20 protein-coding genes and 1 pseudogene are annotated in these 23,668 nt (G+C 59.3%); 10 read left to right on the plus strand and 11 right to left on the minus strand.

Translation table 11 applies throughout. From position 1 onward, the window contains the following. Positions 1-88 precede the first annotated feature (88 nt). Positions 89-214 carry a winged helix-turn-helix transcriptional regulator gene (locus ACK3SD_RS18780; RefSeq protein ID WP_481127637.1) on the minus strand — a complete coding sequence of 42 codons (126 nt, stop codon included), beginning with the start codon at positions 212-214 and terminating at the stop codon, positions 89-91. 32 nt (positions 215-246) lie between these two features. On the opposite strand from ACK3SD_RS18780, the pseudogene ACK3SD_RS18785 reads away from it, so the two are divergent. Continuing rightward, positions 247-461 (plus strand): annotated as a pseudogene (locus ACK3SD_RS18785) (oxidoreductase); the annotation flags it as partial. 83 nt (positions 462-544) lie between these two features. On the opposite strand, the gene ACK3SD_RS18790 reads toward ACK3SD_RS18785, so the two are convergent. From ACK3SD_RS18790 to ACK3SD_RS18810, 5 genes are all read right to left on the minus strand, one after another. Beyond that, positions 545-2,938 (minus strand): glucose/quinate/shikimate family membrane-bound PQQ-dependent dehydrogenase, encoded by a 2,394-nt coding sequence (locus ACK3SD_RS18790; RefSeq protein WP_481127638.1) that lies wholly within the window; start codon positions 2,936-2,938, stop codon positions 545-547. 313 nt (positions 2,939-3,251) lie between these two features. Beyond that, the gene (locus ACK3SD_RS18795) at positions 3,252-3,956 is read right to left on the minus strand and encodes a class I SAM-dependent methyltransferase (RefSeq protein WP_481127639.1); all 705 of its coding nucleotides are present in this window, start codon (positions 3,954-3,956) and stop codon (positions 3,252-3,254) included. Between the two features lie 184 nt (positions 3,957-4,140). Beyond that, positions 4,141-5,229, minus strand: coding sequence for a hypothetical protein (locus ACK3SD_RS18800; RefSeq protein ID WP_481127640.1), 1,089 nt, complete (start codon positions 5,227-5,229; stop codon positions 4,141-4,143). Between the two features lie 505 nt (positions 5,230-5,734). After that, on the minus strand, positions 5,735-6,820 hold the full coding sequence (locus ACK3SD_RS18805) for a YsnF/AvaK domain-containing protein (protein WP_481127641.1): 1,086 nt from the start codon (positions 6,818-6,820) through the stop codon (positions 5,735-5,737). 48 nt (positions 6,821-6,868) lie between these two features. Then, a complete protein-coding gene (locus ACK3SD_RS18810; protein WP_137765674.1) occupies positions 6,869-7,291 on the minus strand; it encodes a YsnF/AvaK domain-containing protein in 423 nt (140 codons plus the stop codon). Between the two features lie 789 nt (positions 7,292-8,080). Here ACK3SD_RS18810 and ACK3SD_RS18815 point away from each other — a divergent pair. From ACK3SD_RS18815 to ACK3SD_RS18835, 5 genes are all read left to right on the plus strand, one after another. Continuing rightward, positions 8,081-9,160: a branched-chain amino acid ABC transporter substrate-binding protein gene (locus tag ACK3SD_RS18815; RefSeq protein ID WP_481127830.1), complete on the plus strand. Its 1,080-nt coding sequence runs from the start codon at positions 8,081-8,083 to the stop codon at positions 9,158-9,160. 85 nt (positions 9,161-9,245) lie between these two features. Then, positions 9,246-10,160, plus strand: a complete 915-nt coding sequence (locus ACK3SD_RS18820; protein WP_137765553.1) for an ABC transporter permease subunit — start codon at positions 9,246-9,248, stop codon at positions 10,158-10,160. A gap of 9 nt (positions 10,161-10,169) precedes the next feature. Beyond that, entirely contained in the window at positions 10,170-11,456 is a 1,287-nt protein-coding gene (gene livM, locus ACK3SD_RS18825) for a high-affinity branched-chain amino acid ABC transporter permease LivM (protein WP_481127642.1), read from the plus strand. Continuing rightward, on the plus strand, positions 11,453-12,325 hold the full coding sequence (locus tag ACK3SD_RS18830; protein WP_481127643.1) for an ATP-binding cassette domain-containing protein: 873 nt from the start codon (positions 11,453-11,455) through the stop codon (positions 12,323-12,325). The genes livM and ACK3SD_RS18830 overlap by 4 nt, the downstream gene beginning before the upstream one ends. Then, complete coding sequence (locus ACK3SD_RS18835) at positions 12,322-13,035, plus strand: ABC transporter ATP-binding protein (RefSeq protein ID WP_481127644.1); 714 nt, start codon at positions 12,322-12,324, stop codon at positions 13,033-13,035. Before ACK3SD_RS18830 ends, ACK3SD_RS18835 begins: the two co-directional genes overlap by 4 nt. Here the strand turns inward: ACK3SD_RS18835 and ACK3SD_RS18840 are convergent, their stop codons facing one another. After that, positions 13,036-13,563, minus strand: coding sequence for a GNAT family N-acetyltransferase (locus ACK3SD_RS18840; protein ID WP_481127645.1), 528 nt, complete (start codon positions 13,561-13,563; stop codon positions 13,036-13,038). A 151-nt stretch (positions 13,564-13,714) separates the two neighbouring features. Between ACK3SD_RS18840 and ACK3SD_RS18845 the strand changes: the two genes are divergently transcribed. Beyond that, positions 13,715-14,572 carry an oxidoreductase gene (locus ACK3SD_RS18845; RefSeq protein ID WP_481127646.1) on the plus strand — a complete coding sequence of 286 codons (858 nt, stop codon included), beginning with the start codon at positions 13,715-13,717 and terminating at the stop codon, positions 14,570-14,572. Between the two features lie 36 nt (positions 14,573-14,608). On the opposite strand, the gene ACK3SD_RS18850 is transcribed toward ACK3SD_RS18845, so the two are convergent. Continuing rightward, the gene (locus ACK3SD_RS18850; protein WP_137765557.1) at positions 14,609-15,001 is read right to left on the minus strand and encodes an ASCH domain-containing protein; all 393 of its coding nucleotides are present in this window, start codon (positions 14,999-15,001) and stop codon (positions 14,609-14,611) included. A 312-nt stretch (positions 15,002-15,313) separates the two neighbouring features. Here ACK3SD_RS18850 and ACK3SD_RS18855 point away from each other — a divergent pair, with 312 nt between their 5' ends. Beyond that, positions 15,314-17,623, plus strand: a complete 2,310-nt coding sequence (locus ACK3SD_RS18855) for a TonB-dependent siderophore receptor (RefSeq protein WP_481127647.1) — start codon at positions 15,314-15,316, stop codon at positions 17,621-17,623. A gap of 57 nt (positions 17,624-17,680) precedes the next feature. Here ACK3SD_RS18855 and msrA read toward each other — a convergent pair whose 3' ends face one another. From msrA to ACK3SD_RS18870, 3 genes are all read right to left on the minus strand, one after another. Beyond that, positions 17,681-18,223 carry a peptide-methionine (S)-S-oxide reductase MsrA gene (gene msrA / locus ACK3SD_RS18860; RefSeq protein WP_137765559.1) on the minus strand — a complete coding sequence of 181 codons (543 nt, stop codon included), beginning with the start codon at positions 18,221-18,223 and terminating at the stop codon, positions 17,681-17,683. A gap of 131 nt (positions 18,224-18,354) precedes the next feature. Next, complete coding sequence (locus ACK3SD_RS18865) at positions 18,355-19,923, minus strand: sensor domain-containing diguanylate cyclase (RefSeq protein ID WP_481127648.1); 1,569 nt, start codon at positions 19,921-19,923, stop codon at positions 18,355-18,357. A gap of 42 nt (positions 19,924-19,965) precedes the next feature. Further along, positions 19,966-20,292, minus strand: coding sequence for a winged helix-turn-helix transcriptional regulator (locus ACK3SD_RS18870; RefSeq protein ID WP_481127831.1), 327 nt, complete (start codon positions 20,290-20,292; stop codon positions 19,966-19,968). A gap of 162 nt (positions 20,293-20,454) precedes the next feature. On the opposite strand from ACK3SD_RS18870, the gene ACK3SD_RS18875 reads away from it, so the two are divergent. Next, a complete protein-coding gene (locus ACK3SD_RS18875) occupies positions 20,455-21,192 on the plus strand; it encodes an SDR family oxidoreductase (protein ID WP_481127649.1) in 738 nt (245 codons plus the stop codon). A 79-nt stretch (positions 21,193-21,271) separates the two neighbouring features. Then, the gene (locus ACK3SD_RS18880; protein ID WP_481127650.1) at positions 21,272-23,650 is read left to right on the plus strand and encodes a phosphoketolase family protein; all 2,379 of its coding nucleotides are present in this window, start codon (positions 21,272-21,274) and stop codon (positions 23,648-23,650) included. Positions 23,651-23,668: the final 18 nt, after the last annotated feature.

The raw sequence follows: 23,668 nt of genomic DNA on the forward strand, positions 1-23,668 counted from the left end.
TGGATGCCGGAGGCTTACGAAACACCCTTCTGCTGCTCGCCAGTAGGCAGGGTTGCACGGTTGGCATTCCCCATTGGCAAAGCGACTGCTACGCCTGTGCCAGCGTCCGGCCAAAATCAGTGATGGCATACTCAACTTTAGGTGGCACCTCCTTAAAATCGTGTCTGGTTAAAATACCATCTCCGGTTAAATCCTTACGTTGTTGGATCAACACTTTCTCACTGATGCCCTCAACAAGCCGCTTGTGCTCACCAAACCGGTGTGGACTATTTTGCCTGTGGCTGGATTATGGAACTGGCACCGCGGAAAATCCGGGTCAACATTCTGGTGCCGGGCGCAACCTCGACACCGGGCTGGCTGAACCCGCTGAGGTCGCGGCCGCCCTGTTTTTGGCATCGGATGACAGCAGTTTTGTTAACCGCAGCGAACTGTTTGTTGGTGGTGGCTCTGCACAAATCTAAGCATTCGCTTCTCATGATGTGCAAGAAAGCCAGCCATAAAAAAAGCCCCTCCATGGAGGGGCTTTGGCCGTTAAGGGTAACGGTTATTTGCTGTCAGGCAGTGCGTAGGCAACCACGTAGTCGCCCAGCTTGGTGCCAAAGGAGCCGTGACCGCCGGCAGCGATGACAACGTACTGCTTGCCATTCACTTCATAAGTCATCGGGGTCGCCTGGCCGCCAGCTGGCAGACGGGCTTGCCACAGCTTCTCACCGTTGCTCATGTTGAACGCGCGCAGGTAGTTGTCTGCGGTTGCCGCCATGAAGAAGACGTTACCCGCCGTGGAGATCGGGCCACCCAGCATCGGCATACCCATTTTGAACGGCAGTGGCAGCGGGGTGCTGTCGTAAACCGTACCAACGCGTTTCTTCCAAACGATGTCGTGGGTCTTCAGATCCACCGCGGAGATGTAACCCCACGCTGGCTGTTTACACGGCAGGCCGAACGGAGAGAGGAACGGGTTCAGGATCACGCCGAACGGCACGCCGTACTGCGGCTGAACGCCCAGCTCAGAACCGGTGCCGCCGTTGCCCTCTTCCGGCTCAGCCGGGTTGTTCGGGCCACGTGGGATCAGCTTGGAGACGAACGGCAGTGCCATCGGGTTGGCAATCGCCACCTGACGGTCGGTATCGACGGAGATACCGCCCCACTCAAACATACCGAGGTTACCCGGGAAGACCAGGGTGCCCTGCTCGGACGGCGGGGTGAAGATGCCTTCATAACGCAGGCTGTGGAAGATCACGCGGCAGACCAGCTGGTCATACATCGTGGCGCCCCACATGTCCTTGCCAGACAGATCCTTGGACGGACGGAAGGTCAGGTCAGAGAACGGCTGGGTCGGAGAGGTGAAGTCACCCTTCGCGGCACCCTGCGGTACCGGTTTTTCCGGGGCCGGAACTACTGGCTTACCGGTACGACGATCCAGCACAAAGATGTTGCCGGTTTTGGTCGGTACATAGATAGCCGGAACAGTCTGGCCATCTTTGGTGATGTCAGCCAGGGTCGGTTGCGCCGGCACGTCCATGTCCCACAGGTCGTGGTGGACGGTCTGGTAGAACCACGCCAGCTTACCGGTGGAGGCGTTCAGCGCCAGCATACCGCTTGCGAAACGCTCCATCTCTTTGGAACGGTTGCCGCCCCAGATGTCCGGGGTCGCCACGCCAATCGGCAGGTAGACCAGATCCAGTTTGTCATCATACGCCGCCGGTGCCCAGGAGTTCGGAGAGTTCGGGGTGTATTTCTGGTCGTTCTCTGGCACCAGGTTCGGATCGGCCGCGCCGGTGTCAAAGGCCCACAGCAGCTTGCCGCTGTTGACGTCGAAACCACGGATGACGCCAGACGGCTCATGGGTGGAGTAGTTGTCAGTCACCGCGCCCGCGATCACGATCACATGGTCAGTCACCACCGGCGGGGAGGTCGGCTCGTACTGGCCTGCCGTGGTTACCGGCATGTTGGATTGCAGGTTCAGCTCACCATTGTTGCCGAACTCCGGGCAACGCTCACCGGTCTGTGCATCCAGCGCGAACAGGCGGCCGTCGTTCACTGGCAGCAGTACGCGACGGGCACACAGGGCTGGCGCAGCGCCTTCGGTGGCAGCCTGAGAGGCAGCCGGCGCTTCGTGGTAAGAAACACCACGGCAGGTCACGTGCTGGAAGGTCGGGTTGGTTTTCAGCTGCGGATCGAACTGCCACTTCTGCTTACCGCTTGCCGCGTCCAGCGCAATCAGCTTCTGGTGCGGGGTGCAGAGGTAGAGCATGTCACGGATTTTGATCGGGGTGACTTCGTCAGTGATCTCGCCCGGGTCATTCGCGCCCTTCAGGTCGCCGGTACGGAAGGTCCAGGCTACCTGCAGCTGGTCAACGTTTTTGTCGTTGATCTGGTTCAGCGGGGAGTAGCGGGTACCGCCCTGAGTACGGCCATAAGCCGGCCAGTCGCCTGCCGGAATACCGGAGGTATCCTGGCTCGCCGCGGGGGTCGGCTGTTGGGTCGTGTCCAGCGTGCCGTTGATCTCCTGCGGGTCATTGAAGACGGCCCACGCCAGAACCAGCACGGTCAGCACCAGCACACCGGTCAACGCACCGCGTGCTGCGCCGTTTTTCGCGGTCAGGTAGCGGTAGATGAACGGCAGAACCAGCCAGAGGCCGAAGAAGAAGGTCACGTCAAGACGCGGGGTCAGCGCCCAGAAGTCAAAACCTACTTCCCAGACGGACCAGGCAACCGTGCCCAACAGGAACACGGCATACAGCATCAGTGCCGCGGTTTTACGACGATAGAGCAACCATGCGGTAGCCAGCATCACCACACCTGCAACGATGTAGTAAAGAGAGCCACCAATGGTTGCCAGCCATATCCCACCAATCAAAAAGTACAATCCGCTCAACAAGGCGAACAAAGCTGTAAGTATCACGAGGGTACGTGATAGCGAAGCTTTACTTTGCATAATATTAACCTTAAAAGTTACTTTTATCAGCGAGTTAGTTAAAGCTAACTCTTGCAAACAGCCGGGAATTGCCCGGCTGTTCCTCCCTGCGCCGCCTGGCGCACCGTCTGGACAGTGTGGTCAGGTCAGCGCCTGGTTCGGCGCTGGCGACAATCATGTCAGCTTGTCCCGTGGCGAACCGGTTCACTAGGGGGCGAACGGTTCAGGGCACCCACTTCACCCATTGGGCAAAGAAACACCACCCTGCTAAAACATTAGCCGGTATTGAGCAAAATGGCGGCTTAAGTGAGTGCCAGAACAGAATTTATGCTGTTTATTGATGTCGCCTTGAGGCAACCAGAAAGATAAACGGGGACGTTGCGACGATTTTTTGCCATGTGTCGGGGAAACGCGCCTGTACTTCAGCGGCCGGATAAGGCTCGCTAAACGACTCCAGTTGCAGCTCGCCGCCAAGCAGCGGCGCCATGATGGTATGCAGTGGACGGTGCCAGTAACGCAATTCACACGTTACGCCGCCCTTGTTCCAGACGTCATCAAAAGTGTAACTGGAGAGGTAATTCTGGTTACCTGAAATCTTATGGTCCATGTAGGGGTTGTGGGTGGAGATCACCAGCCGCCCGCCGGGACGCAGTACCCTGGCAAACTCGGCCGCTAGCGCTGGCCAGTCATCCACATAGTGGATCACCAGTGACGCGGCCACCGCGTCAAACTGCCCGTCAGCATAGGGTAGAGGCTGGTTCAGATCGCCCTGGCACAGTTCGGCCTGATCACCCAGCCGTTGCCGGGCGATGGCCAACATCGCGCCGCTGCTGTCGATGCCGCTTACCCTCGCGCCATCGTTTTGCAGCGCCTGTGACAGCAATCCGCCGCCACAACCCGCGTCCAGTATCCACTTCCCTTCACCATCACCCAGCAGGCGCAGCATCTCAGGCCGTTCATAGTGGGCATTCCACAGGTTGGCCTGGCTGTCCGCATCATAAGCACGTGCAAAAAGATCGTAATCGACCCTGGCTTTCACGGCGTTTCCCTTGGTTTACTGCTGGGTGTGTGCGGTATTGTCTGCTCTCTGTTTTAAGTTCTCAAGTTTTTTGTTACGAATTGGTTACGAAATAGGCTATTACATGAAATAAAAAGGCCCGCCGCAAGCATAAACCGCTGCGGCAGGCCGATATCAGTATAGTTTGTATGGATAAGGCGAGGGTTCAGGCAACCCAGTGGCAGGTCGCGTCCACCAACAGAGGGGCTTCCACAATGAGGGCATTGCCACGGTGCAGCGGCAGGCCCTGTACGTCAAACAGGCGGGGAGAGCCTGCCAAAGCAATTTTTTCCATGTCGGCACTGGCGCGGCTGCCCAGCGCATTTGCCAACTGGCAATAGCGTCCCAGCAGGGCCGCTGGCATGGGCAGCACAACCGGCAGTGATACCGTCGCCAGCCGCGTGCGCACCCGCTCCGCCAGCAACGGCTGTTCAGCCTGCAACTCGGCCAGAGTCAGAATGCGCGGTTCGCCCTCGCCCTCTGGCAGGATCATCAGGGTGACGTTTGCCGCATTGTCAGGCGTGAACAGGATGATCTCCTCTTCGTCCTGATACCAGGCGGCACGCTCATACGGGAAGGTTTCGGCAGTAAACAGCGGTGCCTGTACCGGCAATGCCAGTTGCAGCACTGGATTGAATTCGGCACTGAGCAGCGAGCAACAGAGGTCAATCTCCGGCTGGTGGATGATCATCTCCGCGAGGGCGGCGCAGTCCGCCTGCGTCGGATCGTCCACGGAAAGCACGTAACAGGCGTTGCCGCCCTGCGCGAAGTAGTGGCGCACGGCGTGGTAGCTGATTAGCGCCGGGGTGCCCACTTGCTCCATCAACTCTGACAGGAAACCGGCGTTGGCCGGCAGCGGGAAGGTGGAGCGCTCCGCCATGCCCATGATCTCATCTTCGCCATAGCAAAGCGCCAGGCTGCCATCCTGCCAGTTCATGATCGCCTGCTGGATAAACAGCGTGTAGGGGTTCATCACGAAGTTGACGTCCTGCCCATCCTTTTTGACCGAGACCATCATGGCGAATTCCTGGAATTCTGCCTGCATCAGGTCGCGGCACTCTGCGCCCTTGAAGTGTTGGTTGAACGCTTGCCAGTCAGCGATGCGGGTCAGGGAGGGGCCGCTCTGGCCATCCTGCCGCATGAAGTTGCCAATAAATACCGGCGTGACAGTTTGAACCGGCATCTCGTTTTGTGCAGTCCAAGAGGGAGTTTCGGAAACCGGCGCACCGGCTGACAGCGTTGCATTCAGATCCATATACTTTCCTTGCCAATCATGGCGACAATCACCCTGGTTACTTAAAGGCCAAAAAGGCCTCCAATTTTGTATCAGTCATAGCAAAAACGGTGGTCGCTCCCGGCGTACACCTGAATATTCCACACTGATTACGGCGGCTAACTTAAATTGATGCCTTTGGGCTGACAAGTACTTTGTTATTCACGCTGATTTGACCCTGCCCTTTTACTTCCTGCCAGCGCTACCTGTGATTAATGGAAACCCGTTTACCTCACCGTATAAAAAGTGAAAATCGCAGATGAATAGACATAAAATTCAACAACTTAAAATATGAAATTTCACTTCACTTATCTTTTATTCCATTAATTAAAATGATATTTATAAAATATCACGCAATACTTTTCATGCTTATTTTCGGAATAACCCCTATTGCCTGAATTCATACCGCGCGCATAAAAAAGCCACCCGCTGGGGGTGGCTTGAGGTGGTTCGGTTAATCGCGAAGGATATTATTAGAAAACTAATCCTATTTTTTCGGATTATTGATTACGCCATCTGATTTAAGCGGATCAGATTTATCTGACTTAGTCGTAAAAGGCGTTGCCGGTTCTGCCAGGCCCGGTGAAGTGCTGGCCGGCGGGGTATTGGCATCGGAAGTGAAGCCAGCCGTACCGGTGGTAGCAGAACCCGGCGTAGTGGTGCCGGTGGTGGTGCTACCCGTGGTGGTAGAGGCACCGGTTTTTACGCCTGCTGTGCCAGCGACGCCCGCCGTTTTGTCGGTGTGCAGCACATCTTTATCGGTGTGGTCTACATGCTCAATGTCTACATTCTGGCGACGGATGGTGTCGTTGATGGTTTCGACACGTTCGGATTCATCCGTACGCACGACCACCTCTTCCACAACCTTGGCAGTTTTGTTCACCACTGGCTGTTCGTGGGTTTCTGTCACTTCAACCACTTTCTCAGACCAGTCGATGTCTCCCAGATAGGCTGGCTCATCCACCGCGCGGCGGAAGATGTCAGCGTGCTGCTCGCGCAGCGCTACTTCGGCAGTGACGTCTTCAGTGGTCACGTAGCGGCGAACGCGGGTAGAACCCTCTTTCACCAGACGCTTGCCGACTTCCAGATTCTCTTCCGCCAGACGCAGGATCTCTTCTTCACTCTCATCCCCGGTCAGGGAAGTGTGAACGGCGTCAGTATGGGATGTGGCGGCGGTGCCCGTGGCCCCAACAGCGCCTGCTGCTGCGGTCGCACCTGTGGTCAGGCCGGTATCTGCCAGACCGGTTTTACGGGACGGCACATCAACGGCCTGATGGCGATCCAGAATGCCCATCGCTCGGGCGGCATCATCTTCATCGGCGCGCAAGGTAAGGATTACGCCACCGGTATCCATCGCACGGGTATACACGTCTGCGTAATCTTCCTCAACATCGGTGCCAAACAGGCGCTGCCAGATGCTCGGGTGGCGGATAGCTTTGCCTTCGTGCTGAAGGTTTTCTCCACTGATCAAGTTGATATCATCATCAGGGAAACCGGCTTTGATAAGATTTTTACGTGCTGCTTCGGCCTGTTGAGTCGTATCAAAAAGGGTAACGATTTTTTCGTGTGCCATGATAGTTTCCTCTTTTGCTTTAGCGGATTGGTAAGACGAAGATGCCGGTTACTCATCCTCTTGCCGATCAATAGACACTTCCTGACTGCGAAGCGTAACGCTATCCTGAAACGGCTTGTGTATGGCGACTTTCTTGATATGCAGCTCCTCCTTGAGCACCAGACGGCGAATCACCTCAATCTCCTCCTCAACCACTGGGATGATGGTAACGCCATCCTCTTCGCGGATTGTCGGCATGGTATCCACGCGCTCCCCTTTTGGGACACGTTGTACCTCGACCTGCTCATGGCGCAGCATCTCGTTGATGGGATGCTCATGGTGCACGGTCTTGCGGGTCACGGTGACCCGGCCACTGACAACCTGCTGTTTGGTGACGTCCAACTTCTCCTGGGCAAGGGGAATGGAGGCTTCCTCAACGAGACGGCTCTCCGCTTTCTTCTCCTCGTGAGCCTGCTTGTGTCGCCTAGTCATCATTAACTCCCCTGTCCTATTGGTTGGCCTGGCTTCCAGCCTGTCACTAAATGCTTGTGCAGTTACGCACTTTTCTCTTTCTGAAATGATGAAAGAAGAATTAAAAGTGCACTTATGACATAAAGCCAGATTAATATCTTGCCTACACAAGAATTAACTGTAGTACAGGATCTGTGTCACAACAGGAAAAAAAGGCGGGTACACCGGTTTTAGGGCAATTCCGAATCCGGGGAAAAACGGCAGCAAGCGAAAAAGTCCCTATAAATGAGGGCACTGTCAGCTTTGGCGGAATCAGTTGAGGCAAGTGGCACGTTAAAGGTGAAAAAGGTGGTTACATTATCGGCGCAGAAATTGACGTTATATTTACAATGACGGAACAGCTTTTCCCTTTTATGTCACGCGGGTAGCAAAACGCACCAAAATAAAGCGGTTTTTTTACCTGCTTCAAGCTTTTGTTTTTATTCAGTGCACAATTTTGCAGCACTCGGCTAGGCTGTGGTGGCGTGACACCACGGCAGGACTGCGACGGACGCGGTCATCTTCTCCTGCATCCAGGACTCTTCCCCTCTGCTTCCAGCCCCATCCTGCTGCCCTGCATGGCGGCAATGTGATGCCCGGCTCACGAGGTGGCGGGCTTTTTGCTTACTCACCGTTGCGCTTCACCGTAATCTCGCAACGCACGCGTTATGGCATTAGTACGTTTCCGCGCCGCACTCCGGCGTTCCGCTTTTTTCAGAGCTAAGGAATTCAACAATGTCCCATACCCTAAAAAAACTCTCCCTGGTGATGATGGTCTCTGCCGCAGTTAGCGCACTCCCTGCCCATGCCGATATTGTCATCGGCGTCGCTGGCCCCTTCTCCGGGCCAAACGCCACCTATGGCGCACAATACTGGAAAGGTGCCTCGCAGGCGGCGGCAGACATCAATGCCGCCGGTGGCATCAAAGGTGAGAAGATCACGCTGGTGCAGGGTGATGATGCCTGTGAACCGAAGCAAGCCGTGGCGGTCGCCAACCGGTTAGTGGATCAATCCCATGTCGCGGCGGTGGTGGGCCACTTCTGCTCCTCCTCCACCATGCCCGCCTCCGAGGTCTATGACGAGGCTGGCATCATCAGCATTACCCCCGGTTCCACCAACCCGCAGATCACCGAGCGCGGCATGACCGGCATGTTCCGTATGTGCGGGCGCGATGACCAGCAGGGCGCGATTGCCGCCAACTATATCCTCGATACCCTGAAGGCGAAGCGGGTGGCGGTGATCCATGACAAAGACACCTACGGGCAGGGGCTGGCGGATGCCACCCGCGCGGCGCTGGACAAGCGCGGCGTCAAGGCGGTGATGTATGAGGGGTTGTCGCGTGGCGAGAAGGACTTCAATGCGCTGGTGACCAAGATGGGCGCGCTGAAGCCGGACGTGGTCTACTTTGGCGGCTGCCATCCCGAGGCTGGCCCGCTGGTTCGCCAGATGCGTGAACAGGGCGTGGAGGCGAAATTCTTCTCCGGCGACTGCGTGGTGACAGAGGAGATGGTCACCGCCGCCGGCGGCCCGCAATTTACCAATGGCGTGCTGATGACCTTCGGCAACGACCCACGCACCCTGCCCGAGGGCAAGGCAGTGATCGACAAATTCCGCGCCAGCGGTTTTGAGCCGGAGGGCTACACGCTCTATGCCTACGCCTCAGTACAGGCGATCGCCGCCGCGTTTAATGCGGTCGGCAGTGAGGACAGCGCCAAGGCCGTCGAGTGGCTGAAGGCCAACAGCGTTGACACGGTGATGGGCAAAAAAGCCTGGGATGGCAAGGGTGACCTCAAGGTGTCGGATTACGTGGTCTACCAGTGGGATGACAAGGGCCACTATCACCAGCTCTGATGCGCCACGCCCCGGCGAGCCGCCGGGGCCTCCCCCCTCTCAAGGCCGCGCCGTGCGGCCTGCCTGAACTGGCGGACTGATCCCTATGGATGCTCTCTTTGTACAACAGTTGCTGAATGGCCTGACGCTCGGTGCGGTGTATGGCCTGATCGCCATCGGCTACACCATGGTTTACGGCATCATCGGCATGATCAACTTTGCCCACGGCGAGGTCTATATGATCTCCGCCTACCTGTGCGCCATCGCACTGGCGCTGCTCAGCTCTTTCGGCCTGCACTCCTTCCCACTGCTGATGCTTGGCACGCTGGTCTTCACGCTGGGGGTGACCGCCGTCTATGGCTGGGTGATTGAACGTATCGCCTACCGGCCGCTGCGCAACTCCACCCGGCTGGCACCGCTCATCTCGGCGATCGGCATGTCGTTGATCCTGCAAAACTACGCCCAGCTTAGCCAAGGGCCGAACCAGCAGGGTATCCCGACCCTACTGAGCGGCGTGTTCCGCCTGCAACTGGGGGATGGCGTGGTGCAGCTCACCTACACCAAGGTGTTTATTCTGGTCGCCTCGCTGGCCGGGATGGCGATCTTGACCTGGGTGATCCGCTATACCCGGCTGGGGCGCATCTGTCGCGCCACCCAGCAGGATCGCAAAATGGCCTCCATTCTGGGCATCAACACTGATCGCGTCATCTCGCTGGTGTTTGTGATTGGCGCGGCGATGGCCGGTCTGGCAGGCGTGCTGATCACCCTCAACTACGGCACCTTTGATTTCTATGCGGGCTTCATCATCGGCATCAAGGCCTTTACGGCGGCGGTGCTGGGCGGCATTGGCTCACTGCCGGGCGCGATGCTGGGCGGGTTGCTGCTTGGCGTGTCAGAAGCGCAGTTCGCCGGGCTGGTCAACTCCGACTACAAGGATGTCTTCTCCTTCTCGCTGTTGGTGGTGATTTTGATCTTCCGTCCACAGGGTTTGCTGGGGCGGCCGTTGGTCGCCAAGGTGTAAGGAGCCGCCATGACACAGAATCAACGCGCCGAAGGCGTGGACATCAAACAGAGTGTGCTGGACGCGGTGGTCGCCGGGGTGATTGCGCTGGTGGTATTCGGCCCGGTAGTGGGCGTGGTGCTGGATGGCTATAGCTACCACACCGAGCCACGGCGGGTGGCACTGATTGTGGCCGTGGTGGCGCTGGGCCGCCTGCTGCTCAGCCTGCTGTTACAGACCCGCCGTGGTAGGCGTTTCCTCACCAGGTTTGAGGGCGAGGGCGATGGGGTCTATGTGCGGCAGGTGGGTTACCGCTCGCGGCTGCGCTGGATCATCCCACTGCTGGTGCTTCTGGCGGCGCTGTTCCCGTTCGTCGCCACCAAATACCTGCTGACGGTGGCGATACTGGGGCTGATCTATGTGCTGCTGGGGCTGGGGCTGAATATCGTGGTGGGGCTGGCTGGCCTGCTTGATCTGGGTTACGTCGCCTTCTATGCGATTGGCGCATATGGGTTGGCGCTCGGCTACCAGCACCTAGGGCTGGGCTTCTGGTCAATGCTGCCGCTCGGCGCGCTGATGGCTGCCGCCGCCGGGGCGCTGCTTGGCTTCCCGGTATTGCGGATGCACGGCGACTATCTGGCGATTGTCACGCTGGGCTTTGGGGAGATTATCCGGCTGGTGCTGAACAACTGGCTGGCAGTGACCGGCGGGCCGAATGGCATCTCGGTGCCCTCCCCGACGTTCCTTGGCCTGGAGTTTGGCCGCCGCGCGCGCGAGGGCGGCACGCCAATCCATGAGTTCCTCAACATCAGCTACAACCCCAACCTGAAGTTTATCTTTATCTACGCCGTACTCTGTCTGGTGGTGCTGCTGGTGCTCTATATCAAGCACCGGCTGACGCGGATGCCAATTGGCCGGGCATGGGAGGCGCTACGCGAGGATGAGATCGCCTGCCGCTCGCTAGGGCTTAACCATGTGCTAGTGAAGCTCTCCGCCTTTATGCTCGGCGCTTCCACCGCTGGCATTGCCGGGGTGTTTTTCGCCAGCTATCAGGGCTTCGTCAATCCCACCTCCTTCACCTTCTTTGAGTCGGCGCTGATCCTGGCGATTGTAGTGCTCGGCGGAATGGGTTCGACCCTCGGGGTGGTGCTGGCGGCCTTTGTGCTGACGGTGGCACCGGAACTGCTGCGCAGCTTCGCCGAGTACCGCGTGCTGCTGTTTGGCGTATTGATGGTGATGATGATGATGTGGCGGCCACGCGGGCTGGTGCGCACCAGCCGCAGCGGCTATGCCATCCGCAAGGGGGTGGCGCCATGAGTGATGCCATTTTGCAGGTCGAGCGGCTAATGATGCACTTTGGCGGCATCCGCGCGCTGAATGACGTCAGCCTCGAGGTGGGGCGCGGCTCCATTACCGCACTGATTGGGCCGAACGGTGCGGGCAAGACCACGGTGTTCAACTGCCTGACCGGCTTCTACCGCGCCACCGGCGGCGCGATCCGGCTGCATACCCACGCCCGCACTACGGACGTGATCCAGGTGCTCGGGGCGAAACTGTACCCGGCTGACCTGCTGCACCCCACCCAGCTCGGGAAGCGTATCTGGTACAAAATGTTCGGCGGCACCCATCTGGTGAACCGCGCCGGGCTAGCGCGTACCTTCCAAAATATTCGCCTGTTCCGTGAGCTATCGGTGGTGGAGAACTTGCTGGTGGCGCAGCACATGCGCGTCAACCGCAACCTGCTGGCCGGGGTATTCAATACGCCCGGCTACCGGCGGGCCGAGAGTCGGGCGATCGATCAGGCGTTCTACTGGCTGGAGGTGGTGGATTTGGTGGAGTGCGCCAACCGGCTGGCCGGCACCCTCTCCTACGGCCAGCAACGGCGGCTGGAGATTGCCCGCGCCATGTGCACCCTGCCGGAGATCCTCTGTCTGGATGAACCGGCCGCTGGCCTCAACCCGGTGGAGACGCTGGCGCTGAGCCGCATCATCCGCGCCTTGCGCGAGCGGCACGGCACCACGGTGCTGCTGATTGAGCACGACATGGGCATGGTGATGGAGATCTCTGACCGGGTCATCGTGCTGGACCACGGCAATGTGATTGCCCAAGGCACGCCGCGCGAGATTCAGCATGATGACCGGGTGATTGCCGCCTATCTGGGCGCTGACGAGGAGGATGCGGCATGACGCCGATGCTGGAGTTCCGCAATGTGGATGTGTTTTACGGCCCGATTCAGGCGTTGCAGGAGGTGTCGTTGACCGTTCAGGAGGGCGAGACGGTGGCGCTGATTGGCGCGAATGGCGCGGGCAAATCGACACTGTTGATGTCGATTTTCGGCCAGCCGCGCATTGCCGGCGGGGAGATTTACTACCGGGGCGAGCCGATTAGCCATCGCTCCACCCACTTCATCGCCAGCAACGGCATTGCGCAGGCGCCGGAGGGGCGGCGCATCTTCCCGGATATGACGGTGGAGGAGAATTTGCTGATGGGCACCATCCCCATCGGCAACCGCCATATGAAAGAGGATCTGGCGCGTATGTATGGGCTGTTCCCGCGGCTGGAGGAGCGCCGCGCCCAGCGGGCGATGACGCTCTCCGGCGGTGAGCAGCAGATGCTGGCGATTGCGCGGGCGCTGATGGGCCGCCCGCGCCTGCTGTTGCTCGATGAGCCAAGCCTCGGGCTGGCGCCGATTGTGGTACGCCAAATCTTCAGCATCCTGCGAGAACTGACGCAGGGCGGCATGACGCTGTTTCTGGTGGAGCAGAACGCCAACCATGCGCTGAAGCTCTCTGACCGTGGCTATGTGATGGCCAACGGCCGCATCCGGCTGACCGGCAGCGGCTCAGAGCTATTGCAGAATGAGGAGGTGCGGAAAGCTTACCTCGGCGGCGGCTGATTAGGTTGGCCGGTGGCGGTAGAGCACCACCGGCTTGTCGTGGTAGCGGTCATAACCCTGCTGCTCAAAGCCCATTTTCAGCGCCAGCCGGTGTGAGGCGGCATTCTCTGGGTTGATCATGCACCAGATGGGGCGCGTCAGGTTGCTGGCTGCCCAGGCCAGCGCCGCCGCGACCGCCTCCGTGGCGTAGCCCTTGCCGTGGAACGCGGGCAGGAAAGTCCAACCCATCTCCGCCATGTTGCTAACATCGGTTTCCAGCGCCCGCTGGTAATCCGCAAAGCCGATACAACCGAGGTACTCCCCGCTCTCCCGCGATTCCACTGCCCAGTAGCCAAACCCCAGCAACTGCCAATGCCCGGCATGGCGCAACAGGCGTGACCAGCTCTCCTCCCTGCCACTGGGCGCGCCGCCAATATAGCGGGTGACCTGCGCATCACCCCACAGCCGCGTCAGCGCTGGCATATCCTCGAGCGTGTGGCCGCGCAAAATCAGCCTGTCAGTTGTGATGACCGGGACACTGTTTTCCATGTGAACTCCTATTATTTCATCGCTAAGTATGTTGGAACTAAATAATTGCATAGTGATAATTTGCGTTGGCGGCATCACGTCGCCTGGCAGTTTCATCGTTGCATAGCCGCAATGGCGTTACAATTGAAACTCACATACCCCGGAGGTGCCCATGACCCAACCCACTTTGAGTTATCGCCTTGGTGACCGCACGCTTGGCCGCATTGGCTATGGCGCGATGCAACTGGCTGGCCGTGGCGTTTTTGGCCCACCCGCCGATGAGGCGCAGGCGATTCAGGTATTGCGTGACGCGGTAGAGGCCGGCGTGCGCCATATCGACACCAGCGACTTCTATGGCCCACACGTCACCAATAAGCTGATCAAAAAGGCGCTCTATCCCTACCCCGACGATCTCTGCATTGTCACTAAAATCGGCGCGCGGCGCGATGCCCGTGGCGGCTGGCTGCCGGCGCTGGGCGCGGAGGAGATAGAGCAGGCGGTGGAGGACAATTTGCGCCATCTGGGTCTGGAGGCGCTGGAGGTGGTAAACCTGCGCAGCATGTTCAACGCGAACCGCCCGGAGGAAGGCTCGTTGGAGGCCCCCCTGGAGGCGCTGATCAAGCTTAAGGAGCGGGGACTGGTTCGTCACATTGGCCTGAGCAACGTCACAGCCCAACAGATCGCCGACGCGCAACAGATGACGCCGATTGTCTGCGTGCAGAATCTCTACAATCTGGCGCAGCGGCAGGACGAGGGGCTGATTGATCCACTCAACGCGCAGGGCATCGCCTTTGTGCCCTTCTTCCCGCTAGGCGGCTTTACGCCGTTGCAGTCCAGCCAGTTGACCGAGGTGGCGCAGTCGCTGGGCGCGACGCCAAGGCAGGTGGCACTGGCCTGGCTGTTGCAGCGCTCTCCCAATATTTTGCTGATCCCCGGCACCTCCTCACCGCGCCACTTGCAGGAGAATTTGGCGAGCGCCCAGTTGTTGTTACCGGAGGAGGCGCTGGATAGGCTTAACGGCTTGCGCTAATACATGTTGCGAGGGGCGTCACGCCCCTCTGTTTCACTAGAACTCTTCCACCAGCTCGAAGCGAAAACAGACCAGCTTCATCTCCTCGCTGAACTCTCCGTTACGACTGAAAAAGCGGCGGTGCTCCTGCTTCCACTCCTCAAACGTCCCTTCGCCCTCGGCCAGTGCAAACTCCTCCGGCACGTCACAGAAGCGCCAGAGCGCCACCTCGGTGATGCGGATGGCGCAAGCGCGGCGGCCACGGCCATCCAGGATGATGTTGATCTCATCCACCTGCGGCAGCGGCTCATTGTCATCGTAATAGGATTGCAGCGAACCACAGGTCGCGCGTTTCTGACCATCAATCACCAGCGCCAGCAGCGCATCCGCCATCTCTGCTGAATCACCAAATTGCCATTGGTTGGCCTGCTGGTACTGCTCATCGCCCATGCTCGTCTCTCTACTGTCAACCAGTTGAAATCATGCCGTCATAATCCTGAAGAGTGTAGGGAAATGGCGCGGAAAAGGCTCTCCGTTTTCTCTGAAATAGTGAATGCCAGTAAATAATAACATCATTGATAACTATTCGTATTTGCAATAATGTATTGCGGCCTGTGAATTTGTTGGTCTATGGGCCAATGGCACGGGTGCAGCGTCTCCCCGGTTAACCGGGAAACCACGACTCTTATAAACAGCGAGAACCGGCCCGTTCCAGTGCAGGATCTTTTTGCCGGTCAGGACATATTTAGGCAGGACAGCACAATGCAAACGATATCGCGTCACTCATTAGCCATGCTCATCAAACTGGGCATTGGCTCGATGGTTTTGGCAGGGAACACACAGGCGGCAGAAACCCCCAAGCCGGATACGCAAAACAGCACCCGACAGGCCGCCAAGGCAGAGGCCACTGCCGAGGCGAGCGCCTCCGGCGAGCATACCGACAGCGGCGACACCTTGCTGGTCACCGCCGCCGTCCAGACCCTTCAGGCACCGGGCGTCTCCTCCATCACCGCTGAAGAGATCCGCAAGCACCCACCCGCGCGCGATGTCTCAGAGCTGATCCGCACCATGCCGGGCGTTAACCTGACCGGCAACTCCACCAGCGGCCAGCGTGGCAATGGCCGCCAGATCGACATCCGTGGCATGGGGCCAGAGAACACCCTGATCCTGATTGATGACCTGCCGGTCACCAGCCGCAACTCGGTGCGCCTTGGCTGGCGTGGCGAGCGCGACACCCGCGGCGACAGCAACTGGGTGCCGCCAGAGATCATCGACCATATCGAAGTGATCCGTGGCCCGGCGGCCGCACGATACGGCAACGGCGCGGCCGGCGGCGTGGTGAACATCATCACCAAAAAAGACACGCCAGAGTGGCACGGCTCCTGGAACACCTACTTCAACGTGCCGCAGCACAAGCAGGAGGGATCCACCAAGCGCACCAACTTCAGCCTCTCCGGCCCGCTGGCTGACACTCTCACCTTCCGCCTCTATGGTGGCCTGAACAAAACCGATGCCGATGACCAGTACATCAACGCTGGCCATGAGGCCGCGCGTACCGGCACTTATGCGGGATCGGTGCCTGCCGGACGTGAGGGGGTGGAGAACAAGGACGTCAACGCCCTGCTGCGCTGGGCCTTCGCGCCGATGCAGTCACTGGAGTTTCGCGCTGGCTACAGCCGCCAGGGCAACCTCTACGCGGGCGATACCCAGAACACCAACTCCAACGCGCTGGTGAAGGCGTACTATGGCAAGGAGACCAACCGTCTCTACCGCCAGAATTTTGCGGTGAAGTGGGACGGCGCTTGGGAGAACGGCATCAGCACCAAGAGCTACGCGCAGTATGAGAACACCCGCAACACCCGCCTGAACGAAGGTCTGGCCGGCGGCACCGAGGGGATCTTCTCCGACGATGGCTTCTCCAGCATCCAGCTGGATGACATCTTGCTGCACAGCGAAGTGAGTTTGCCGCTGGATCTTGGCGTCAACCAAGTGCTCACCCTCGGCACTGAGTGGGACCAGCAGCGCATGAAAGATGGCATCTCCAACAGCCAGGCGCTTTCGGGCGGCGCGATCCCCGGCATCTCCAGCAGTGGCCGCAGCCCCTACTCCTCAGCAGAGATCTTCTCACTGTTCGCCGAGGACAACATTGAGCTGACCGACAGCACCATGCTGACGCCGGGACTGCGTTTTGACCACCATACCATCGTCGGCAACAACTGGAGCCCATCGCTGAACCTGTCGCAGGAGCTGGGCGATGAAGTGACGCTCAAGCTGGGGATTGCCCGCGCCTACAAGGCACCGAGCCTCTACCAGACCAACCCGAACTACATCCTCTACAGCCGTGGGCAGGGCTGCGCGGCCAGTACCGGTGCCTGCTATCTGTTGGGCAATGAGGAGTTGAAAGCTGAGACCAGCATCAACAAAGAGATTGGGCTGGAGTGGAAGCGTGACGGCTATCAGGCGGGCATCACCTGGTTCCGCAATGACTACCGCAACAAGATTGAGGCGGGCTACCAGCCAGTGGGCACCACGACCAACGGCACAACGGACATTTACAAGTGGCAGAACGTGCCGAAAGCGGTGGTAGAGGGGTTAGAGGGTACGGTCAATATCCCCTTCACTGACACCTTGCAGTGGAACAACAACCTGACCTACATGCTGCAAAGCAAAAACAAGGAGACCGGCGATCGCTTGTCGATCATCCCGGAGTACACCCTTAACTCTACACTGAGTTGGCAGGCCACACCGCAACTCTCCTTGCAGACCACCCTGACCTGGTACGGCACGCAGACGCCGAAGAAGTACAACTACAAAGGGGAAGCGGTGACGGGCAGCGAGACGTGGAAGGTCAGCCCCTACTCCCTGTTGGGGATGAGCAGTACCTATGACGTGAACAAATACGTCAGCGTGACGCTGGGCATCGACAACCTGTTCGACAAGCGCCACTTCCGCGAGGGCAATGCGCAGACCACGGGCAACGACAATACCCAGTCCTACCTCTACGGGGCGGGCGCGTACACCTACAACGAGTCGGGGCGCACCTACTACATGAGCCTGAACACCCACTTCTGACGGACAGGCATAAAGCACAAGGCCGGCATGATGCCGGCCTTTTTTATGCGCGCGCGATTACTGCTGGAGCGATTTGGTGCGGTTGGCAAAGCTTTTGCGCAACTTTTGCAGCTTCGGCGGGATCACTGCCATGCAGTAGAGGTTCTGGCGGCCCTCGCCATCCCAGTAATCCTGATGGTACGCCTCCGCCGGATACCAGGTGGCAGGCGGCTCGATGGTGGTCACCACCGGCTGCTCATGATTAGCCTGCGCGCGCTGGATGGCGGCGCGTGCCTCCTGCTCCTGCTCTGGCGTCGCCGGGAAGATAACGGAGCGGTACTGGGTGCCGATATCATTGCCCTGCCGGTTGAGCTGGGTAGGATCATGGGTGGCAAAGCTGATGTCGAGGATATCGCCATAGCTGACCTGCTCTGGGTCGAAACCGATGCGAATCGCTTCTGCATGGCCGGTCTCACCGGAGCAGACCTGGCGATAGGTTGGATTCTCCACCTGCCCGCCGGTATACCCGCTCTCCACGGACACCACGCCAATCACATCTTTGAAGACTGCCTCAGTACACCAGAAGCAGCCACCACCCAGTGTTGCGTATTCAATTGCCATAAGGTCTCCTCGGCTTGGTTCATCACTCCGCCCATAGGCGGCACAACGATTTTCTTAACCATTAATAGTGGCCGTTTATGGCACAGAGCGCCAGCCCCTAACCTGCAAAGGGCACGAAGGTCTAATGGGTTTCACCCTCGCCCGCCATATCCCCCCTCGCGGCAGACGACGCGGTTGCGGCCGTCGCGTTTGGCTTGATAGAGCGCTTGATCGGCGGACTCCTTGAACGTGCGGGCGTCGGGGCTGGAGGCGCTGGCGATGCAGGTGTAGCTGCCAGCGCTGATCGTCACGACCTGCTCCGCGATCTCGGTATCCTGATGGCGCAGGCCCATCGCCCGGACAGTGTCTACCGCCCGCTGCGCCAGCCGGGCGGCGTCGGCCTTGCTGGTGTAGGGCAGCACCATCGCGAACTCCTCACCGCCATAGCGCGCCACCAGATCGGATTGGCGATGGGAGAGCGACAGCAGCGCCTCACCCACCTTCTTCAAGCACTCATCCCCGGCAACGTGGCCGTAGGCGTCGTTGTAGCGCTTGAAGAAATCAATATCCATCATGATCAGTGAAACCGGCTCCCGCGTACGGGCCGAACGTTGCAGGCTCTGCTCCAAGAAAATGTCGAACTGGCGACGGTTCGCCAGCCCAGTTAGCCCATCCACCAGCGCCAACGCCTGCAAAGTGTGGTTGATAGTGGTCAGGTTGTCCCGCAGTTGGGTCATCTCCAGATGGTTACGCATACTGACCCGCACCTGCCGCATCACAAAGAACCCGAGCACAAACAGCGCCAACAGCAGCAGGGTGCTCAGGATCACGTCCAGCAGGTTATCGCTGCGCCACTGGGCCTGAATGTCAGACTTGTCGTAACCGGCCGCGACAATCAGCGGATAGCGTTTCAACCGTGCATAGCCAAAGATGCGCACCTCATTGTCCATCGCTGAGCGCCAGGTCTCACTGCCGCTGTCAGAGGTTCTTAAGATCCGCGTGAAGAGCGGGCTATTGGACAGGCTGGTGTTGATCACCGAATCAGGGAAAGGACGCACGTAAAGGATGGTGCCATCCGCCATAAACAGCCCCAGCAGGCTGCGTTCGCTCATTACATAGTAGCTGTAGTGCTGGCGGAAGTAGTCCACGCTGACGGTCGCCAGCACCACGCCGCTAAAACGCCCATCAGGATTGGTGAGCCGCATGGAGACCGGGATGACCAGATTGCCGCTGGAGCGGCTGCGAATCACCTTGCCGATGTGGATTTCATTGTCACCGTGGGTGCGGTGCCAGATGAAATACTCGCGATCGGCATTGTTGGCTAGTGCCGGGGTGTAGGTGTTGGAGGTGGCCAACCAGTTGCCCTCGGCGTCATAAACGAACAGCCCCTGCAACTGCGGCAACACGGCCCGCCGGCCACGCAGCAGGCTGCTCAGGCTCTCCATGTTCTGCCCGTCAACGCCGTGATCGTTGATCTCGCGGGCAATGTCACTCAGCGAAATCTCCACCTGCAAAAAGGTGTCTTCTGCCTGACGTGCCAGCGAGAGGGAGAGGTTTTTGGCCTGATCGTGGGTGGCGCGCAGGGTGCGGTTGTAGGAGTCCCAGAGCGTCCAACCATTAATCGCAATCACCGCGACGCTCATGATCGCCAAAAACACAATGATGGAGCGTCCCAAGGATGAGCGGAAAACAGAGGGTGAGGCGTCGTTGATTGAGCTCATAGGGTGATGGCATCCCTGTGTAAGACGTTTAGTAAAGCATAGCTAATCATTTTCTGCGGTGGGCAGCGAGTAGGCCAGCTGGTCGCGGTGCGCGCATATCCACTCCGCCAGCGAATCGAGCGCAGGCTGCAAACTCTGCCCCAGCGGCGTGATCTGGTACTCCACGCGCGGCGGCACCTCGGCATAGATGGTACGGGTCACCAGCCCACGCTGCTCAAACTGGCGCAACTGGCGCGTCAGCTCTTTCTGGGTAATGGGCGCGACGGCACGTTGCAGCGTTTTGAAGCGCACCGGGGCATTAGTCACTATCAGCCGGTAGAGGATGGGGATGGCCCATTTGCCGGCGATCAGGTTGACGAAATCCAGCATTGGGCAGGCTTGCCCCGCTGGGTGAAAATTATTTTTGTGCGCTGAAGCCGGTAAACTCACTATTACGCTCCTGTTTGTCCATTGGTATCCAAAAGGTGCCTGCTAGCCAAAGCCTACTCTCCTTCAGATAATGCCGCTAAACCACCCAAGAGGAGAAGCGTTATGGCACGTCTGACAGGAAAATATGCACTGATCACCGGCGGTACTAGCGGCATTGGGTTGGAGACCGCCCGGCGCTTTCTACAGGAGGGGGCGCAGGTGGCCGTCACAGGCCGTTCGCCCGAGAAATTGGCGGAGGCGGCGCGGCAATTGCCGGAAGCCTGGGTTGTGGAGCACCATGCTGGCGACATCGCTGGGCAGCGGGCATTGGCAGCGCAGCTCGCCACCCGATGGCCGCAATTGGATGTCCTGTTCGTCAATGTTGGCGATGTCACGCACCTGCCGCTTGAGGAGTGGGATGAAGCCCACTATGACCGGCTGATGGACACCAACCTGAAAGGGCCGTTTTTCCTGATCCAGGCGCTGCTGCCGCTGCTGGCCAACCCCTCCTCCATCATCCTGTGCGGCTCCGTCAGCAGCCGGATTGGCCTGCCGCAGAGCAGTGCCTACGCGGCCAGCAAATCCGGGCTGCTCTCATTGGCGCGCACGCTGTCTGGTGAGCTACTGGCGCGAGGCATCCGCTGCAATGGCCTCAGTCCTGGCCCGATCCACACCCCGGCGTTGGAGAACCTGGCGCAGGCGAATGCGGGCTTCTTTGAGCAGGTCAACGCGCTGGTGCCGCTGGGCCGTCTCGGCACATCGCGTGAAGTGGCCGATGCCGCGCTCTTTCTGGCATCGGAAGAGTCCTCTTTTGTGGTCGGCACGGAGTTGCAAGTGGATGGTGGCGTCGCCAACCTCTGAGGCGCGGCAGGCATAAAACCGGCTCCTTCACTAGACTTAGGGCAATCTTTCCTGAAGCCTACCCTGGAGGAGCCTTGCCATGGAACACCCTTCGCCCGTTCTGGACGAGCAAACCCTGTCGCTGATCGATCGCTACTGGCGCGCCGCCAACTACCTCTCCGTCGGCCAGATCTACCTGATGGATAACCCGCTGCTGCGCCAGCCGCTTGCAGCCGAACACATCAAGTCACGCCTGCTGGGCCACTGGGGCACCACACCCGGCCTGAACTTCCTCTATGCCCACCTGAACCGCATCATCCGCGAGCAGGATGTGAATATGATCTACATCTGTGGGCCAGGCCACGGCGGGCCGGGTATGGTGGCGAACACCTATCTTGAGGGCACCTACAGCGAGATCTACCCGGAGATCACCGAGGATGCAGACGGGATGCGCAAACTGTTCAAGCAGTTTTCGTTTCCCGGCGGCATTCCCAGCCACGCTGCGCCGGAAACGCCCGGCTCAATCCATGAGGGTGGCGAACTGGGCTACTCGCTGGTACACGCCTATGGCGCGGTGTTCGATAACCCGGATCTGATCGCTGCCTGCGTGATTGGTGATGGCGAGGCGGAGACCGGCCCGCTGGCGGCCAGCTGGCACTCCAACAAGTTCATCAACCCGGCGCGCGATGGCGCGGTACTGCCGATTTTGCACCTTAACGGCTACAAGATTGCCAACCCGACCCTGCTGGCGCGCTGCACCGATGAGGATCTGGCGCAGCTGTTCAAGGGCTACGGCTACCATCCGCTGTTTATTGAGGGGCATGAGCCAGCCGACATGCACCAGCAAACCGCCGCCGTGCTGGAACAGGCGATGGCGCGCATCCGTGACATCCAACAGCAGGCACGCAATGGCACCTCGGAACAGGGCGTGCCGCACTGGCCGCTGGTGATCTTCCGTAGCCCTAAGGGCTGGACAGGGCCGAAAGAGGTGGATGGCAAAAAGACCGAGGGATTCTGGCGCGCCCACCAGGTGCCAGTGGCGAACTGCCGTGATGATGAGGGCCACCGCCGCATTCTGGAGCAGTGGCTGCGCAGTTACCGCCCGGAGGAGCTGTTCGATGAACAGGGGCGGCTGAAAGAGGAGCTACGCCAGCTGGCGCCGCAAGGCGAAAAACGGATGGGCGCGACGCCGTTCGCCAATGGTGGCCTGTTGCGCAAGGCGCTGAAGACGCCAGACATCCGCGACTATGCGGTGGAGATTGGCGAGCGCGGCGCGACGGCAGCGCAATCCACCGCCATCTACGGGGACTACCTGCGCGATGTTTTCCGGCTGAATGAAGAGGAGAAACATTTCCGCCTCTTTGGCCCGGATGAAACCGCCTCCAACCGGCTGGGCAGCGTATTCGAGGCGACCAATCGGGTGTGGATGGAGGAGATCAAATCCTACGACGAGCAGCTTGCCAATGATGGCCGGGTGATGGAGGTGCTGAGTGAGCATCTCTGTCAGGGTTGGCTGGAGGGCTACCTGCTGACCGGCCGCCACGGGCTGTTCTCCTGCTACGAGGCCTTTATCCATATCGTCGACTCCATGTTCAACCAGCACGCCAAGTGGCTGAAGGTGGCCCGCACCCTGCCGTGGCGTCAGCCGGTCTCTTCACTGAACTATCTGCTCTCCTCCCACGTCTGGCGGCAGGATCACAATGGCTACAGCCATCAGGATCCTGGCTTTGTCGATGTGGTGGCGAACAAAAAGGCCGACGTGGTGCGCGTCTACCTGCCGCCTGATGCCAATACCCTGCTGTGGGTCGGTGACCACTGCCTGAAGACCTATGACCGCATCAATGTGATCATCGCCGGCAAACAGCCAGAGCCGCAGTGGCTAAGCATGGAGGAGGCGATTGCCCACTGTGAGGCCGGCATGGGCATTTGGGAGTGGGCCGGCTCGGAACAGGGGGGCGAACCCGATGTAGTGATGGCCTGCGCCGGTGACGTGCCAACCATGGAGACGCTGGCGGCGGTGGATCTGCTGCGCACCCACCTGCCTGAACTGCGCATCCGGGTGGTGAACGTGGTGGATCTGCTGGCGCTGCAATCGGAGGATCAGCACCCGCATGGCCACAGCGACGCCTTCTTCGCGGATCTCTTTACCCGCGATAAGCCGGTGATTTTCGCCTACCACGGCTATCCCTATATGATTCACCGCCTGATCTATAAACACGCCAACCATGATCAGTTCCACGTCCATGGCTTTATGGAGGAGGGAACCACCACCACGCCCTTTGATATGACGGTGCTAAACCAGATGGATCGCTACCACCTGGCGATTGCCGCCATTGAGCGGGTGCCGGGGCTGGAGGCACAGGCTGGCGAGGCGCTGAAACTGTTCAATGACAAGCTGGAGGAGCACTACCACTATGTGCGCGAGCATGGCGTTGACCTGCCAGACGTGCAGGCGTGGAAGTGGCGCAAGGTGACCTGATGCGGCTGGCCGTGGGGG

The organism is Chimaeribacter sp. YP20170169 (assembly GCF_056739715.1).